Annotated in this window: 17 protein-coding genes; 14 read left to right on the top strand and 3 right to left on the bottom strand. The window is 46.4% G+C overall.

Features of this window, described 5'->3' with window-relative positions:
• Positions 1–1,050, bottom strand: a complete 1,050-nt coding sequence (selD, locus tag ACH3Y6_RS02065; protein WP_490833906.1) for a selenide, water dikinase SelD — start codon at positions 1,048–1,050, stop codon at positions 1–3.
• 326 nt (positions 1,051–1,376) lie between these two features.
• On the opposite strand from selD, the gene ACH3Y6_RS02060 reads away from it, so the two are divergent.
• From ACH3Y6_RS02060 to ACH3Y6_RS02050, 3 genes are all read left to right on the top strand, one after another.
• The gene (locus tag ACH3Y6_RS02060; RefSeq protein WP_490833905.1) at positions 1,377–2,975 is read left to right on the top strand and encodes a two-component regulator propeller domain-containing protein; all 1,599 of its coding nucleotides are present in this window, start codon (positions 1,377–1,379) and stop codon (positions 2,973–2,975) included.
• Between the two features lie 93 nt (positions 2,976–3,068).
• Positions 3,069–4,319 carry a sensor histidine kinase gene (locus ACH3Y6_RS02055; protein WP_490833904.1) on the top strand — a complete coding sequence of 417 codons (1,251 nt, stop codon included), beginning with the start codon at positions 3,069–3,071 and terminating at the stop codon, positions 4,317–4,319.
• Between the two features lie 87 nt (positions 4,320–4,406).
• Positions 4,407–5,159 carry a LytR/AlgR family response regulator transcription factor gene (locus ACH3Y6_RS02050; RefSeq protein WP_490833903.1) on the top strand — a complete coding sequence of 251 codons (753 nt, stop codon included), beginning with the start codon at positions 4,407–4,409 and terminating at the stop codon, positions 5,157–5,159.
• Here ACH3Y6_RS02050 and ACH3Y6_RS02045 read toward each other — a convergent pair.
• The gene (locus tag ACH3Y6_RS02045) at positions 5,149–5,910 is read right to left on the bottom strand and encodes a biotin--[acetyl-CoA-carboxylase] ligase (protein ID WP_490833902.1); all 762 of its coding nucleotides are present in this window, start codon (positions 5,908–5,910) and stop codon (positions 5,149–5,151) included. The two genes, ACH3Y6_RS02050 and ACH3Y6_RS02045, sit on opposite strands and share 11 nt — an antisense overlap.
• 109 nt (positions 5,911–6,019) lie before the next feature.
• On the opposite strand from ACH3Y6_RS02045, the gene rsfS reads away from it, so the two are divergent.
• From rsfS to ACH3Y6_RS02015, 6 genes are all read left to right on the top strand, one after another.
• Positions 6,020–6,424 carry a ribosome silencing factor gene (rsfS, locus tag ACH3Y6_RS02040; protein WP_490833901.1) on the top strand — a complete coding sequence of 135 codons (405 nt, stop codon included), beginning with the start codon at positions 6,020–6,022 and terminating at the stop codon, positions 6,422–6,424.
• Positions 6,425–6,492: 68 nt separating this feature from the next.
• Positions 6,493–8,550: an ATP-dependent zinc metalloprotease FtsH gene (ftsH, locus tag ACH3Y6_RS02035; RefSeq protein WP_490833900.1), complete on the top strand. Its 2,058-nt coding sequence runs from the start codon at positions 6,493–6,495 to the stop codon at positions 8,548–8,550.
• On the top strand, positions 8,550–9,182 hold the full coding sequence (locus tag ACH3Y6_RS02030; RefSeq protein WP_490833899.1) for a LutC/YkgG family protein: 633 nt from the start codon (positions 8,550–8,552) through the stop codon (positions 9,180–9,182). The genes ftsH and ACH3Y6_RS02030 overlap by 1 nt, the downstream gene beginning before the upstream one ends.
• 9 nt (positions 9,183–9,191) lie before the next feature.
• On the top strand, positions 9,192–9,632 hold the full coding sequence (locus tag ACH3Y6_RS02025) for a gamma-glutamylcyclotransferase family protein (RefSeq protein WP_490833898.1): 441 nt from the start codon (positions 9,192–9,194) through the stop codon (positions 9,630–9,632).
• Positions 9,629–10,387, top strand: coding sequence for a UDP-2,3-diacylglucosamine diphosphatase (locus ACH3Y6_RS02020; protein WP_490833897.1), 759 nt, complete (start codon positions 9,629–9,631; stop codon positions 10,385–10,387). The genes ACH3Y6_RS02025 and ACH3Y6_RS02020 overlap by 4 nt, the downstream gene beginning before the upstream one ends.
• Positions 10,388–10,414: 27 nt before the next feature.
• A complete protein-coding gene (locus tag ACH3Y6_RS02015; protein ID WP_490833896.1) occupies positions 10,415–11,503 on the top strand; it encodes a mechanosensitive ion channel family protein in 1,089 nt (362 codons plus the stop codon).
• A 14-nt stretch (positions 11,504–11,517) separates the two neighbouring features.
• Here the strand turns inward: ACH3Y6_RS02015 and ACH3Y6_RS02010 are convergent, their stop codons facing one another.
• Positions 11,518–12,162 (bottom strand): MerR family transcriptional regulator, encoded by a 645-nt coding sequence (locus tag ACH3Y6_RS02010; protein ID WP_490833895.1) that lies wholly within the window; start codon positions 12,160–12,162, stop codon positions 11,518–11,520.
• A 128-nt stretch (positions 12,163–12,290) separates the two neighbouring features.
• Between ACH3Y6_RS02010 and ACH3Y6_RS02005 the strand changes: the two genes are divergently transcribed.
• The 5 genes from ACH3Y6_RS02005 (at position 12,291) to ACH3Y6_RS01985 (ending at position 15,904) form a co-directional block, all read left to right on the top strand.
• Positions 12,291–13,181 carry a 3-hydroxyacyl-CoA dehydrogenase family protein gene (locus tag ACH3Y6_RS02005; protein WP_490833894.1) on the top strand — a complete coding sequence of 297 codons (891 nt, stop codon included), beginning with the start codon at positions 12,291–12,293 and terminating at the stop codon, positions 13,179–13,181.
• A gap of 137 nt (positions 13,182–13,318) precedes the next feature.
• The gene (locus tag ACH3Y6_RS02000) at positions 13,319–14,449 is read left to right on the top strand and encodes a glycosyltransferase family 4 protein (protein WP_490833893.1); all 1,131 of its coding nucleotides are present in this window, start codon (positions 13,319–13,321) and stop codon (positions 14,447–14,449) included.
• A 67-nt stretch (positions 14,450–14,516) separates the two neighbouring features.
• The gene (gene gldC, locus ACH3Y6_RS01995) at positions 14,517–14,861 is read left to right on the top strand and encodes a gliding motility protein GldC (RefSeq protein ID WP_490833892.1); all 345 of its coding nucleotides are present in this window, start codon (positions 14,517–14,519) and stop codon (positions 14,859–14,861) included.
• A gap of 10 nt (positions 14,862–14,871) precedes the next feature.
• Positions 14,872–15,324, top strand: a complete 453-nt coding sequence (locus ACH3Y6_RS01990; RefSeq protein ID WP_490833891.1) for a GatB/YqeY domain-containing protein — start codon at positions 14,872–14,874, stop codon at positions 15,322–15,324.
• Positions 15,325–15,367: 43 nt separating this feature from the next.
• Positions 15,368–15,904 carry a CvpA family protein gene (locus ACH3Y6_RS01985; protein ID WP_490833890.1) on the top strand — a complete coding sequence of 179 codons (537 nt, stop codon included), beginning with the start codon at positions 15,368–15,370 and terminating at the stop codon, positions 15,902–15,904.
• The last annotated feature ends 76 nt before the right edge of the window (positions 15,905–15,980 follow it).

Genomic DNA, 15,980 nt, shown 5'->3' with positions numbered 1-15,980 from the left:
CTATTTTACGGTCACTGTTTTTTCGAATGCCTGGGTCATGATACCAATGGGCTCTGTGAAATCTGCCAGTCCTTGTTCTTTCAGCACTTCCTGCACTTCTGCCAGTGCTTCCGGGGCAACAGCGATCAGTAAACCGCCATTGGTTTGGGGATCGGGTAAAATGGTGAAAGCTTCCATTACATTCACACCAGGACCAAAACCCACTTTGCTGCTATAGCCGTTCCAGTTACGGTAAGTAGCATCCGGTACAATGCGTTGGGGCAGGTATTCTTTGGCTGCCGCCAGTATGGGGATCTGCTGGTATACCAGTTCGGCTCCCAGTTTGCTGCCTTCAGCCATTTCTATCAGGTGGCCCAGCAAACCAAAACCGGTCACATCGGTCATCGCGTGTACACCTTTTATTTTTCCGAGAGATTCGCCGGTTTTGTTCAATGTGCCCAGTTGTTTGATCATGAGGGGAAGATGTTCTTCTTTCAGTACATTCCTTTTCTGGGCGGTAGACAGGATGCCTACGCCCAGCGGTTTGGTAAGTAAAAGCAGGTCGCCTTCCCGGGCGGTGCTGTTTTGCTTCAGCTGGTCAATTCCTATGAGTCCGTTCACAGCCAGGCCAAAAATGGGTTCAGGACTGTCAATGCTGTGTCCGCCCGCCAGCGGGATACCGGCTTCTGCACAGATCTCACGGGCACCTTCCAGTACCTGTTGCGCCAGTTCAGCGGGTAATTTTTCTACGGGCCAGCCCAGGATGGCAATAGCCAGCAAAGGTTTGCCTCCCATGGCATATACATCACTGATGGCGTTGGCTCCGGCAATACGGCCAAAGGCAAAAGCATCATCAACGATCGGTGTAAAAAAGTCGGTAGTACTGATCAGTGCGGTACCGTTACCCAGGTCGTATACGGCAGCATCGTCTTTGCTGCTGTTACCTACCAACAGGTTCTTGTTATCGGAAAAAGACAGGCGGCTTTGCAGTATTGTATCCAGAACAGCGGGGGCAATTTTACAGCCACAGCCGGCACCATGAGAGAATTGCGTAAGTTTTATAGGGTCCATTGTCATTGTTGGTAAATGTAAAAGATAGTGCAAAGTACAATGGAAACCGAAAAAACCGCAGGATAGGCCAGAAATGAAGAAAGCTGCAGTTGATGCAGCTCTCTTACCCCCAATTATTACTGATTAAGTAACGGGTGTAAGTTGCAGCAATATATTTTTGATTTATGCTTTTTTTTGCCAATCACCACTTTTATCCCATGAAATAGGTAGGTTTATTTACCAAAGCAGTTTTTTGGTAAAAAACAGGGTAGAACCCTCAAAAAAGCCTGATTATCAATAACAGCAGTTAACTTTAAATCACTGTTTGTTTAGTAAAAACAGCCCAGATGCGGATTGTACCGGTCATTTTACTGCTTATGTTCTTTTCCCAGCTAAAGGGGCAGTTTCCGTATGCAAAAAAACTGAACTACCCCGAGCAGTTGCCCACCCAGGTGGTATATGATATGCTGACCGATAGCAAGGGGTATGTATGGCTGGGTACAGACAGGGGCTTATACCGGTTTAATGGCCGTACTTTCGTTGCCGTTCCATTCGATAATACCTCGTTTAAAGCGGTCAGTTACCTCCAGGAAGATGCGCAGGGCACTATCTGGTGTATGAACTTTTATAACCAGCTTTTCTTTTTTCAGAAAGATACGCTCCGCAGGTTTATAACCGATAAAGATGTCCATATCGGACCAGTTACCTTTCAGAATGTGGTGGTTGGTGCAAATGATATCAAATTCCAGTCGTTTAAAAATATTTACCGGGTTGATAAAAGCAATCACCGATTGCTTGATATAATTAATGCGCCATTATTGTTTGATCCCGTCATCAGTTCACTGCACTATAAAGGCCAATACTATGCTTTTTCTAACAGCGGATTCCTGTTTTCATCGTTGCAGAACAAATGGCTTAATCTGAAACAATCTTACCATGATTTCAGGCTGGTAGACGGGAAAAATAGATTACTGGGATTGGGAATTGGGTTTGAAAGAAAAGCGCCGATCGAGATCATAACAGGAGACAGTACAGTACAGTTGCCCAGGATAGATCTTCCCGCAGACGTGTATATTTTTCAGGCGATCTGTATCGATAGTAAAGATTTTTGGCTCTGTACACAAAGCGGAGCCTATAAATGGACACCGGAAACAGGAGAAGTAAAATGTTATTTTCCGAATGAAAGAGTTTCGGATGTGGTGAAGGATTACCAGGGCAATTACTGGTTCAGTACATTGGATAACGGTGTGTTTATGTGCGCCTCCCTGTATAACACCATGTTGAAGATCTATAATGACCCGCTGTTGGATAATTTTACCAAACTGGCAGGATTGCCCAATGGAGAAATTGTTACGGGGAACAGCCATGGACTGCTTACGAAAACAAATCTTGAAACAAAGGAGCACCTGCGCTACAACCTGATGCGGGAAAGGCAGACAGAATTTATCAGTTACGATTCACTGTCTAACATGATCATTTCTAACCGTGGCGTATTCAAGCGTGATTCGAAAGAGCCCGTAGAGATCATGGATTTTAATAAAGGAGTTACCCGTGACCGTTACGGAAACCTTGTGTATGCCGTATTTAACGGAGCCTATGTGATCAATGATAAATTCGGCTCAAAACACAGAAGACCCGAACCGAATTGCAAACTGTATCATAAATTCATCAAGGATACGATCCATTTCCAGGGCATTTTTGAATCGATCCTGCTGCGACCCAAAAGAGCCCTTTCTGTTCTGTCATCAAATAAAAAAGAATGCTTCTGGGTGGGATATGACGATGGGTTATATGAGTATCATTATGACCAGGATTCAATACGTATACTTAAAGATGAACGTGGAGATCCGGTTATTGCCAAATCGTTGTTACAGCTGCCCAATGGAGACCTGGTGGCGGGCACTTCCACCAGAGGGGTCATGTTTATTCGGAATGGTAAAGTTTAGAAAACCTATACAAGCCGGGACGGCCTCAGCAGCGACAATATCTGGAAACTGCTTCGGAAAGACCAATATATATGGGTACTGACGGATGGCGGATTGGATCGTATTGATACGGAAAAAGATATTGTCAGTAACTATCTGGAAGATTATGGTTTAACCAGTACCATCATTAACGATTTTATCATACAGAAAGGGAAGATTCTGTTCGCCACACCATCAGGTATACTGATCAGGTATAATTTACCTAAATATTTCAATTTCCAGATCAAATTCCCCCTGCTGAAGGCGAGCAGTAATGGCACAGCGTTAAACAACAATGATATTTTACCTGATAAAAACAGGGATATTGTATTCTATTTTGAGGCGCTGCACTATCTCTCATCCAATGCACTGACCTATCAATACCGCTTAAAAGGTATCGATACCATCTGGCGCTCAATAGGCAATTTCACCAACCAGTTAACGTTTAATCGTCTTTCACCGGGTAATTATGTTTTTGAGATCAAGGCCCTTGCAGGACACAATTATAAAAGTGAAACCAAAAGTTTTGCATTTACAGTATCTAAACCGTTCTGGCAGAAAGCCTGGTTTTTTCTGCTGCTTTTGGTGGTAATAAGTATATTGTCATGGTTGTTTTTACAGCAATGGAAAGTGAGTTTATTGAAACGGCAGGAAATAAAAGCGCAGTTATTGAAAAGCCAGCTGGTGGCCCTGCGGGCACAGATGAATCCGCACTTCCTCTATAATGTGTTGAATACGGTACAGGGACTGGTGTATGGCAACCGTAAAACCGAAGCCGGCGAACTGCTGGGTAATTTCAGCGACCTGATGCGGAAGACCCTGCAGGCCAGTGATAAACAATTATTGCCCTTGCAGGATGAAATAGACAACCTGCGCTTGTACCTGGAACTGGAGAAAGCCCGTTTTGACGGAGGGTTTGAATACCATATAAACCTGGTGAATCTGGACGATCTCTCTTTTGTATATGTGCCTTCGCTGATGTTGCAGCCATTTGCCGAGAACGCAGTAAAACATGGGCTCATGCATAAAAAGGGCTATAAGGAAGTGTTGATACAGTTCGAAAAAGAAGCCGGGGGGCTGAAAGTAATCATTGACGATAATGGTATCGGAAGAGCGAATTCTATGGAAATCAATAAACGAAGCAAGAACAAGCCCTTTAGCTTCGCTACGGTGGCGTTGAATGAAAGAATGGACCTGTTCAACAGTTTATACAAACAAAAGATCACTTGCAGGATCATCGATAAAGTAGATGAAATGCAACAGCCGTTGGGTACCCGCGTAGAGCTGTTGATACCCGATTACACCCACGATCCGGATGCTTTATGAAAAAAATATCGCCTGTCATATCATAACAGGGGCTGACAAAAAAATTGCGCCATGCCACATACTAAGCAAAGCTACCTTCGGAACTCAATGCAGAAGATTAGCGCTATTATTGTAGATGATGAACCCAACGCACGCCGGGCATTAAGGGGTTTACTGGAGGAGAATTTTAGCCAGGTGGAAATAGTGGGCGAATGTAAAAGTGTGCCGGAAGCAGTAAAAGCGATCAACCGGTTTAAGCCCGATGTGGTTTTTCTGGATATTGCCATGCCGGGGTATAGCGGTTTTGAACTGCTCGATTTTTTTGATGAACAACACCTCCGGTTCAGGATTATTTTCGTTACGGCATACAGCGAACACTCTTTACGGGCTTTTGAAACCTCTGCAGTAGACTATATCCTGAAGCCGGTACGGCTGGAACACCTGGCCCGTGCATTGAAAAAGATCAATATTGAAGAACCCTCTGTTGCCTCAGAGAGCCGGCAGTACCAGGTACTGAAAGAGAACTTTACCAACCAGCTGGATAAAAAAATTGTGCTGCAGACGGCAGAAACCATTTTCGTGGTGCGCATGGAAGATATTATTTACATGCAGGCAGAGGGAAGTTATACCCGGTTTTATACCACATCGCACGGGGTGCTGACCATTACCAAAAAACTGATTGACTTTGAATTCCTCGAAAGCAACGGTCCTTTTTTCAGAACACACAGAAGTTATATTGTTAACCTGAACCACATCAAAAAAGTAGATAAAAAAGAGTTTATCCTGATGATGAGTAATGATGCAGAAGTATACCTGGCGCAGGATAAAAAGAACCTGCTGTTGGAAAAGATCATTCAATGACCCACTCCAGCTCCCCAAAGCGGAACCGGTCTTTCCATCCGCCGCTTACCCGTAAATCGCCATCGGCTGTAACTTCCTGTATACGGCCATAAAAACCGACAGAGCCATATCTGAGTCTCACTTCCTCCTCCCGTTTGTAGAGGACCCGGTTGTATGCCTCCAGTAAACCCGCTTCATCCCCGTTTTTTAGCTGTACAAAACGTTTTTCCAGGCAACCGCAAAGTTCCCTGGCCATGGTTACAGGATCGGACTGTTTACCCGTGATCTGTTTCAGTGAAACGGGGTTACGCGCCAGTGGCGGGAAAACGGTCTGGTTAAGATTGATACCGATACCTACCACCGACCCCTGCCATTTATTGCCCCTGACCAGGTTTTCGATCAAAATACCCCCTGCCTTTCTGTCACGCCAGTAAAGGTCATTTGGCCATTTGATGCGTGTTTCATCACCTGCATAATTGCTAAAGAAATCATAAGATGCTACTGCTGCCATCGAACTTAAAGGGAACTGGTGGGTTATGGTAAGGAAAGAGGCATCTATGATCACGGATAAAGCGATGTTCTGGCCGGGCTCGGCTGTCCAACTGCGGCCCCGCTGGCCTTTTCCGGCAGTTTGGTGGTGGGCAAAGAACGCAGCGCCATGACCGGCCAAATTAGCCTGTAACAGCTCCATGGCATAGATGTTGGTACTTTCTACCGAAGCCAATTCCATGAAAGGTTGCCCGATGGTAGTTTTGGTATCTGAGGGTAACAAAGAATTAGTATTTTTGACGAAGTTAGTCCAGCCGGTCATACAGCCACAGAAAAAGCAGTAGAAGCCGTCCGGGCAGGAACCTAATTAACAACTTAAATCCGATCGATTATTGGAACCTCTTTCTGTTTTACAAAGCCGTGAAAAAAGCCAGATCACCCGGCTTACGCGCAATTCAAAGATCTTCAAAACGATTATCAAAGCCATCCAGGATAAAAAGGGAGAGCATATCATCAGTCTCGACCTCCGGAAAATACCGGAAGCTTCTGCAGATTTCTTTATCGTATGCGAAGCCTCCAGTACCACACAGGTAAAAGCTATCTGTGATTTTGTTGAGCATGAAGTGAAAGAAAAGTGCGGTGAAGCACCCTATAAACATGAGGGACGCCAGGCATTACAATGGGTTTTGATCGATTATGTGAACATAGTGGTTCATGTAATGCACCCCGAAGCAAGAAAATTCTACAAACTGGAAGAAATGTGGAGCGATGCGGCATCGCAGCTGCACGACCTGTAGGATTTAAAATATACCAAACAGTTATTCGTTTACCATAGAAACCGTAGTTATTACAGAGGGATTTTGATATGTCACAGGAAAACAAAAATGCAAGAATAGGTGGGCCTGATAAAGGCGATGGTTCACGAAAGGGACCCAAGTTTAATATATACTGGATCTATGCGATCATAGCAGTGGTGCTGTTATTTGCCCAGTTCATGAAATTTGCGCCTGAAACCACCCAGACCTGGGAACAGGAATTCAAACAAAAAATGCTGCTGCAGGGCGACGTAGAGAAGCTTGACCTGATTAAAAATAAGGACAGGGTACGCGTTTACATCAAACCGGACAGTATCTACAAAAAATTCTATTCCGAAAAACTGCCCAAAGCCATCCTCTCAAAAGAGAAGGTGAAAGGCGTTCCTTTGTTCGAATTCGAAGTGAACGATATCAAGAGTTTTCAGGAGAGGCTTACCGAGATCTATAAAAACAATCCCACACTGGAAGAAATTCCGGCAAGGGTAACTTCGGAAGGCGAATGGTTTGGTCCCGTAGCCAATACCGTCATTTCATTGTTGCTGATCATTGCCGTTTGGGTTCTGCTCATGCGTAAGATGGGCGGCCAGGGTGGTGCCGGAGGTCCGGGCGGTATTTTCAGTATTGGTAAATCCAAAGCCACTTTGTTCGATAAAGGCGCCAAAGTAAATATCACATTTGCCGATGTGGCCGGTCTGGATGAAGCCAAAGTGGAAGTGATGGAGATCGTGGATTTCCTGAAGAACCCTAAAAAATATACGGCACTGGGTGGTAAGATCCCCAAAGGTGCATTGCTGGTAGGTCCTCCCGGAACGGGTAAAACCCTGCTGGCAAAAGCCATGGCGGGTGAAGCGCAAGTGCCTTTCTTCAGTTTGAGCGGCAGTGATTTTGTGGAGATGTTCGTAGGTGTGGGCGCCAGCCGTGTGCGCGACCTCTTTAAACAGGCCCGCGAAAAAGCCCCCTGTATCATATTCATCGATGAGATCGATGCCATCGGTCGCGCCCGTGGCCGTAATGCCATCATGAGCAACGACGAGCGAGAGAACACCCTGAACCAGCTGCTGGTAGAGATGGACGGTTTTGGAGGCGATACCGGTATCATCATCCTGGCTGCTACCAACCGCCCCGACGTGTTGGATACGGCCCTGCTGCGTCCCGGACGTTTCGACCGCCAGATCTCTATCGACAAACCCGATGTGAAGGGAAGGGAGACCATCTTCAAAGTGCACCTGCTCCCCATCAAGATATCTGAATCGCTCGACCTGCATAAACTGGCTGAACAGACACCGGGTTTTGCCGGAGCCGATATCGCCAACGTATGTAACGAAGCGGCACTGATCGCGGCAAGAAAAGGGAAAGAATCTGTAGAAATGATTGATTTCCAGGATGCCATCGACCGTGTGATCGGGGGACTGGAGAAAAAGAACAAGATCATCGCTCCGCACGAGAAATCCATCATTGCTTATCACGAAGCAGGGCACGCAGTGTGCGGCTGGTTCCTGGAACATGCGTATCCACTGTTAAAAGTGACCATCGTACCAAGGGGAACCGCAGCACTGGGTTACGCACAGTATACGCCAACAGAACAGTACTTATATAATACAGATCAGCTGATGGACCAGATCTGTATGACCCTCGGCGGCCGTGCTGCCGAAGAGATCTTCTTTGGCAAGATATCTACCGGTGCGGCCAATGACCTGCAGCAGATCACCCGGATCGCATATAGTATGGTTACCGCTTACGGTATGAATAAGAAAATAGGAAATGTAAGTTTCTACGATCCTTCGCAGGAGAATACCTTTACCAAACCGTTCAGCGAAGAAACAGGTAAACTGATCGATGAGGAAGTAAGAGGTATTATCGATAATGCATACCAGCGTACACTGAAACTGCTGACCGAGCGTAAACAGGAAGTGGAAACACTGGCAAAGGAACTGCTTGACAAGGAAGTACTGCACAAAAGTGATGTGGAGACCCTGATCGGCAAGCGGCCCTTTGAAGAGAAAAAGCTGATAGAGATCGAAGAGGAACTCGATAACGGGCAACCTGTTGGTGAAAAGAAATTCGACGGAGAGCGGATTGATCATTCAGAAAACACGACGATCGGATAATGACAAACAATGCCAGAGAAAATATTCTGCGTAAAATAAAACAGGCACTGGGCAAACCAGTGCCTGTTCCTTTTCCCTCGGCAGGAGCGGACGGTTCTGTTTTTCTGCCCCAGCAACAGGAACTGGAAATAGAATTTGCAGAGAACTTCAGTAAACTGGAAGGCCGTTTTTCTTTCTGTGCCGATGAGCAGGAACTGGTGAACCAGTTGCGGGCACTGGCAGCTTCCCGGAAGTGGACAAAGATCTATTCCCGCGAAACCGCAATACAAGATCTGCTGGCCAAAGGCGGATGGGATCTTCCCTATACAGATGACCTCAATCATTGCGAAGCATCTATCACCGGCTGTGAATCGCTGGTGGCCCGTACGGGCAGTATTGTGATGAGCAGTGCACAGCAAAGCGGACGTACAGTAAGTGTATATGCCCCGGTGCATATCTGCATCGCGTACACCCGGCAACTGGTATACGATATCAACGACAGCCTGCAACAGCTTCGCGAAGGCTATGGTCAGCAGTTCCCTTCACTGGTAACACTGGCTACAGGACCCAGCCGCACCGCCGATATTGAAAAAACACTGGTGGTGGGAGTACATGGCCCGAAAGAAGTGTTTTGTTTTTTAGTAGACAATTAATACGATTGTATGACGGATCCCAATAATGGCCAGCTGTTTGTATATGGATCACTGCGAAGCGGGTTCCATCATCCTGCGTATGCGTATATCAGTCGCTATTTTACTTTTATCAGCGATGCCAAAGTGAAAGGGGCTCTGTTCGATATGGGTGATTATCCCGCAGCTATTCCCGTGGATGCCGAGCTGTTCATTATCGGCGAGTTATACCATATCACCAATCCTGATGAATTTTCCTGGGCCATGGGCCAGCTGGATGATTACGAAGGCTTGCATACAGAGAACAATGAGCCTGCCCTCTACAGGAGAGAACTTACGACCATCTATGTGGCCGACAAACAAACACAGGCCTGGGTATACTGGTTTAACGGAGATGTGACCGGCAAACCGCTGCTAGAAAGTGGGGATGTATTGCAGTACCTGCATGACAAGCAAAAAAGTGGAACCGTATGACGGCATCACCCGATAAAAAGATCTATTTCCTTTCCGATTTTCATTTAGGGGCACCAGATCATGACAGCAGTTTGGTACGGGAGAAAAAAGTGGTGGCTTTCCTGGAAAATATCCGGCACAGCGCTGCTGCCATTTTTATTGTGGGCGATATTTTTGATTTCTGGTACGAGTATAAAAAAGTAGTGCCCAGGGGGTACACACGCCTGCTGGGCAAACTGGCCGAGATCACCGACAGCGGTATCCCGGTGTATGTGTTTGTGGGTAACCACGATATGTGGATGAGCGGATATTTTGAACAGGAACTGAATATCCCGGTGTTTCATCATCCACAGGTATTTGAATGGAACGGTAAAAAATTCCTCATCGGTCATGGCGATGGATTGGGACCGGGAGATCATGGGTATAAGTTCATCAAAAAAATATTCCGCAACCCATTATGCCAGTGGCTGTTTGGTCAGCTGCATCCAACCTGGGGTATCGGGCTTGCCAATTATTTCAGCCGGAAAAGCCGTGAGAAGACGGGAAGCTCGGACGAAGTGTTCCTGGGCGAAGAGAACGAATGGCTGGTGATCTACTGTAAGGAAGTGCTGCAACAGGTACAGTATGACTATTTTATTTTTGGACACAGGCACTTGCCCCTGAACATTGCATTGCCGCAAAACAGCAGGTATATCAACCTGGGCGACTGGATCCGTAACTTTACGTATGCCAGTTTTGATGGCACAGAAGTGCAGCTGCACAAATGGGAAGGTTAATTTCCCGGGGCATTGTAACTTGCAGTTATGGAAAACCTATTACAGCACAAGGTTCTGGATAATACCATCGAGAGTTATCTCTATGTGTTGGGAACCATACTGCTGATACTGCTGGTCAAACGGCTTATCTCCAAATACCTGGCCAAGCTGTTGTATAAGATCGTGGCCAAAGCGGCAAAGAACATTGCGCGCCAGTCATTCCTTGATCTGGTAGTGCAGCCCCTGGATGTTTTTCTGGTCCTGATCATTTCCATCATTACACTGGATAAACTCAGGTTCCCCTCTGCCCTTGATTTTACCATCTACCACATCACTTTCAAGCAACTCATCGATTCGCTGGCCACTACTACGCTGATCATAGTTTTTATCTGGCTTTGTCTGCGTGTGATCGAATTCATTGCCATGATCCTGGAAGAAAAAGCCAATCTCACCAAGGACCAGACCGATAACCAGCTGATTGTATTTTTTAAGGACTTCTTCAAAGTGATCATGGTGATCATTGGCATTCTGCTGATCCTGCGGTTCTCTTTCAATAAGAACATCGGCAACCTGCTTACCGGTTTAAGTATCGTGGGTGCTGCCGTTGCACTGGCAACAAGGGAAAGTATGGAGAATCTCATTGCATCGTTCATCATCTTTTTCGATAAGCCCTTTATTACGGGCGACCTGGTGAAAGTGAACAACTTTACGGGTAATATTGAAAAGATCGGATTGCGCAGTACACGTATCCGTACAACAGACAAAACTTTTATCTCGGTGCCCAATAAACAGATGGTGGATACGATCGTGGACAATATCACCCTCCGTACCCAGCGGAAAGTGGAGTTGCGCCTGGAGATCAGTTTGTCTGCCACAGCACAGCAGCTGCGAACGTTGCTGCCTGTTGTTCGTACCGTACTGCAGAAACCGGATGTAGAGCATACCATCGTATATCTGATGGATACCGGTAAAACAGCACATATCATTGCAGTGGATTATTTCACTTCCATGCAGCAGTCCATAGAAGAGTTCAACAGCCTGCGCGAAGCAGTGAACCTGGAGCTGATTGAATTGTTGGAAAAATCAGGCATAGAACTGGCCGCTGCCAATACGGATGTGATCGTAAGGTCAAAATAAAGATTGCCGTGCTATTAAGCCTGCAGGTTGGTCTTTAATTCTAACAGGAAAGATTTGAACCTCGTCAGCGATTCCATCAGCCGTATCTGTGTATCCGCTTCCTTTTTATTGTTCTTGAGGTAGTTCTTAGCACCATCGATCGAAAACTTGCGCTGGCGCAGCAGGAAATAGATCAGCTGCAGGTTCTTGATGTCCTCAACACGGAACAAACGGTCTCCCTTACGGGTTTTACGGGGTTGCAGGATATCGAATTCGTTTTCCCAGTAGCGGAGCAGGGAAGTGTTTACCTTGAACCAGCTGGCCACTTCACTGATACTGTAATATAATTTCTGACGCAGCACATCTTCTTCGGGTACTTCTATCAGGTCGGCCTCATTGTCCATCTCTTTGAAAGATTTCCTGCCGCGTTTACCGGCAGTTTTGGATACCGTTATCTTTTTAGGCGCAGCGGTTCTGGTAAGCCTGATGGGCTCGTCTACCACGATGGCTACTTGCTCGGTTGCTTCCTGCACTTGCAGGGGCACCACTTCTTTTTCAGCAAGCACAGGTGCTTCCACAGGAGCTGTCACCGCTTTTACGGTCTTCTCTTTTTTCTTTGGCTGCACCGTTGTTTCAATGGGGAAACCAAAAAGATCGAGTTGCTGCAGTGTTTTTTGCATGAAGTAAAAATACAACAACCCATCTGCTCACTCAGCCCTGCTTGCTGGTAGGTGGAAAAGATGTAAGTATCTTATGAAAATAGCACTGTTTCACCCGCATCAGGTATCCTAACAGCTTACAAAAGGCATTGAAAAAGACAATACTGTACTTTTACGGCAAACAAAGAAGGATGCATACCATCAAGACGATCTGTGTTTGCGGTGCCGGTACCATGGGTAGCGGTATTGCGCAGCTAACGGCCCAGGCGGGCTATATCACCATACAGTTTGACTTAAGTGCAGCTATGCTCGAAAAAAGCCGTGAGGCTATCGAAAAAAACCTGCAGTGGCTAAGCGGGAAAGGAAAGATCGATGCTGCCACTGTAGCGGAAACCATGAGCCGTCTTGTATTTACCACAGCAATAACAGATTGTGTGGCCGATCTGGTGATCGAAGCCATTGTTGAAAAGCAGGATGCCAAGGTTGACCTGTTTAATCAGCTGGCAAAAGTGAACAGGCCCGATACCATTTTTGCCACCAATACTTCTTCCATTGCCGTTTCTTCTATTGCAGCATCTGTGCCGAATGCTGCGCGGGTGGTCGGTATGCATTTTTTCAATCCCGCGCCCCTGATGAAACTGGTGGAAGTGATCCATACCGAAAAGACAGATCCTGGTGTGATAGATACCATTACAAGTTTAGCCGTGACATTGGGTAAAACTGCCGTTGTTTGTAAAGATGCCCCAGGGTTTATTGTTAACAGGGTTGCCCGTCATTATTACCTTGAAGCTATGAAACTGGTGGAAGAGGGGCTTGCTGATATGCAAACGGTGGATACTGTCATGGAAGCATCAGGTTTTAAAATGGGCCCGTTTAGGCTGATGGATCTCATTGGCATGGATATCAATTATGGTGTCAGCCAGATTGTCTGGGAAGCCCTCGGTAAACCCGAACGCCTAACCCCTTCGCCCTTACAGCAACAAAAAGTAGCCGCGGGAGAACTGGGAAGAAAAACGGGCAAGGGATTCTATGAATATTGAATGATGAGCAAGGAATGATGAATGTTGAATGGAGCTCACTTGATCATTCAGTGTTCCTTTGGTGGCAAAAAGTGCACAGATAATTTCGCTTATGTATTTTAACCGTTTTGCGGCAGTGTCACCTACTTTTGCAGAAGATGCGGATCGCTGTTAACACTATATTCCTGCAGAATGGCCAACTGGAAGGCTACGGTCATTATGCCAATGAAATCCTGAGCCGGATGGTCAAACAACATCCTGAACATGAGTTCATTTTCCTGTTTGACAGGACATATGATCAAAAGTTTGTTTATGCAGAAAATATTACGCCACTGGTTGTGTCGCCTCAGGCACGTCATCCGCTTGCTTTCAAATACTGGTACGATGTGGCAGCACCGATGGTACTGCGGAGAAAAAAAGTGGATGTGTGGTTACAACCTTTTGGCTTTGCCAGCCTGACAACCTCTATCCCTCAGGTATTACTGGTACACGATCTGGCTTTCCGTCATCACCCGCAGTTCCTTCCCTGGTATCACCGGCGGTATTACCAGCTTTTTACCGCTGCTTTCCTGAAAAAAGCCAGGACAGTAGTTACGGTTTCGGATTTTACCAGGTCAGATATCCAGGGAAAATACCAGATACCGGCAGAGAAGATCAAACTGGTGAAAGGAGCGGCACGCAACATTTTTACCCCCATCTCCTGGCAGGAGAAAGAACAGGTGAAAGAAACTTACTCAGATGGGAAGGAGTATTTTCTGTTTACCGGAGGTATCCATCCCCGTAAGAACCTGCTGAACCTGCTGAAAGCTTTCTCGCTTTTTAAGAAATGGCAGCACAGTAATATGAAACTGCTGGTAGTGGGCAGACTTGCCTGGAGTTATGCTGAAGTGCTGGATAAACTAAAAACGTATAAATACCGGAACGATGTGGTGCTGCTCGATTACCAGCCTGATGAACAGCTGGCCCGTTTAACTGCTGCGGCCTATGCGATGGTATACCCGTCGTATTTTGAAGGTTTTGGTCTGCCCCTGCTGGAAGCTATGCAGAGCGGTGTGCCGGTGATCACCAGCAATACCAGTAGTATGCCCGAAGTAGGTGGTGATGCAGCCCTCTATGCTGATCCGGCTGATCCGGATACCATTGCCAAACATATGCTGCACCTATACCGCGATGAATCGCTGCGGAGCCGTTTGGTGGAAGCAGGTAAAGAACAGGCTGCCCGTTTCAGCTGGCATGACTCGGCGGAACAGTTATGGCAGGAGATTTGTCTTGCTGCGGCCAAATCATGACCCGGATACCCCGCAACCGATGTTTTGTTACTTTTGCAGTTCCGATTAACCGAAAATTACAAGAACCATGCATAAATCGAATATCTCGATAGAGATCGAATTAGATGAGAATAAAGTGCCGCAACAGATTCAATGGAATGCCAGCGACAGTACTGCTGACATGATGCAGCAAGCCAAATCAATGATGGTGGCATTTTGGGACGGGGCTGATAAAAGTGCCCTGCGCATCGATCTCTGGACCAAGGAAATGATGGTGGATGAGATGGCCGATTTTTACTACCAGACCTTCATGGGTATGGCCGACACGTATATGCGCGCCACCCAGCAAAAGGAATTGGTAGAAGATATGAAGGCTTTTGCCAGGGATTTCTACAAAAAATTCAGGGAAAGCCAAGTAAAAGAGAACAAATAAAACATTCGATATGAGTTTAGAAGAAAAAGTAATGGCACAGATGAAAGATGCCATGAAAGCCAAAGACGAAGCGTTGCTTCGTGGTTTACGTGCTATTAAAGCAGAGATCATCAAGGCCAAAACAGAACCGGGAGCCAATGGGCAGGTTACAGAAGATGGCGAGTTAAAACTGTTACAGAAGCTGGTGAAATCGCGTAAGGATTCACTGGAGATCTATACACAGCAGAACCGTGCAGACCTTGCTGCCAAAGAATCAGAAGAGATTGCAGTTATTGAAAAATTTCTGCCTGCACAATTAAGTGAGGCCGAATTACAACAAGCCGTTGCCGCCATCATAGCCGAACTGGGTGCTGCAGGTCCGCAGGATATGGGCAAAGTAATGGGCGTAGCTTCCAAACAGCTGGCCGGTAAGGCAGATGGCAAAGCAGTGGCGGCAACCGTGAAAGAATTATTAAACAAATAAAAGCGTATGGGGTGCCACTACCCGCGGGGTACCCCTTTTTGCCATGCTGATCGATGTGATTTTCCTGATACTCATGATCCTTGCCATGATCAAGGGCTTCCGCAATGGCTTTGTGGTAGCTGTCTTTTCATTCCTGGGCATCCTTATCGGACTGGCGGCGGCTATGAAATTCTCGACACTGGTGGCAGAATGGCTGAGGGAGAGTACACATATATCCGCTGCCTGGCTGCCATTCCTGTCGTTCATATTTGTAATGATCGCGGTGGTATTGCTGGTAAGACTGGGCGCCATGTTCATCCAGTCGGCTATGGAAATGGTATTGCTGGGTTGGCTGAATAAACTCAGTGGCGTACTTCTGTACGCTGTGCTGTATACAACCCTGTTCAGTGTAGTGCTTTTTTATGCGGAAAAGATTCACTGGATCAAACCGGAGACCTTTCAGACTTCTTATACCTACGCGTTCATACAACCCTGGGGTCCTAAAGCCATCAACCTGTTTGGAGCAGTAATTCCTTTTTTCAAGGGAATGTTCGAAGAACTGTCGGTATTCTTCGACGCTGTTCAGGCGAAGATTATATAATCGTTAAACCTATACCGGCCGGTATCCCTGTTTTTGCCGTAAAATCAGTACTTTAGCAAAGGTTACAAATGCCAGG

This window comes from Sediminibacterium sp. FW305-C-269, from assembly GCF_058231045.1.
The sequence above is the reverse complement of the archived record's forward strand: the minus strand, read 5'-3'. Positions and strand labels throughout refer to the sequence as shown.

Excerpts from the sequence above, each read along its gene's own strand:
- ftsH (WP_490833900.1), top strand. The coding sequence starts at position 6,493 with ATGTCACAGGAAAACAAAAATGCAAGAATAGGTGGGCCTGATAAAGGC.
- ACH3Y6_RS01990 (WP_490833891.1), top strand. The coding sequence starts at position 14,872 with ATGAGTTTAGAAGAAAAAGTAATGGCACAGATGAAAGATGCCATGAAA.
- ACH3Y6_RS02020 (WP_490833897.1), top strand. The coding sequence starts at position 9,629 with ATGACGGCATCACCCGATAAAAAGATCTATTTCCTTTCCGATTTTCAT.
- ACH3Y6_RS02015 (WP_490833896.1), top strand. The coding sequence starts at position 10,415 with ATGGAAAACCTATTACAGCACAAGGTTCTGGATAATACCATCGAGAGT.
- ACH3Y6_RS02060 (WP_490833905.1), top strand. The coding sequence starts at position 1,377 with ATGCGGATTGTACCGGTCATTTTACTGCTTATGTTCTTTTCCCAGCTA.
- ACH3Y6_RS02030 (WP_490833899.1), top strand. The coding sequence starts at position 8,550 with ATGACAAACAATGCCAGAGAAAATATTCTGCGTAAAATAAAACAGGCA.
- ACH3Y6_RS02025 (WP_490833898.1), top strand. The coding sequence starts at position 9,192 with ATGACGGATCCCAATAATGGCCAGCTGTTTGTATATGGATCACTGCGA.
- ACH3Y6_RS02010 (WP_490833895.1), bottom strand. The coding sequence starts at position 12,162 with ATGCAAAAAACACTGCAGCAACTCGATCTTTTTGGTTTCCCCATTGAA.
- selD (WP_490833906.1), bottom strand. The coding sequence starts at position 1,050 with ATGGACCCTATAAAACTTACGCAATTCTCTCATGGTGCCGGCTGTGGC.
- ACH3Y6_RS02050 (WP_490833903.1), top strand. The coding sequence starts at position 4,407 with ATGCAGAAGATTAGCGCTATTATTGTAGATGATGAACCCAACGCACGC.
- gldC (WP_490833892.1), top strand. The coding sequence starts at position 14,517 with ATGCATAAATCGAATATCTCGATAGAGATCGAATTAGATGAGAATAAA.
- ACH3Y6_RS02000 (WP_490833893.1), top strand. The coding sequence starts at position 13,319 with ATGCGGATCGCTGTTAACACTATATTCCTGCAGAATGGCCAACTGGAA.
- ACH3Y6_RS01985 (WP_490833890.1), top strand. The coding sequence starts at position 15,368 with ATGCTGATCGATGTGATTTTCCTGATACTCATGATCCTTGCCATGATC.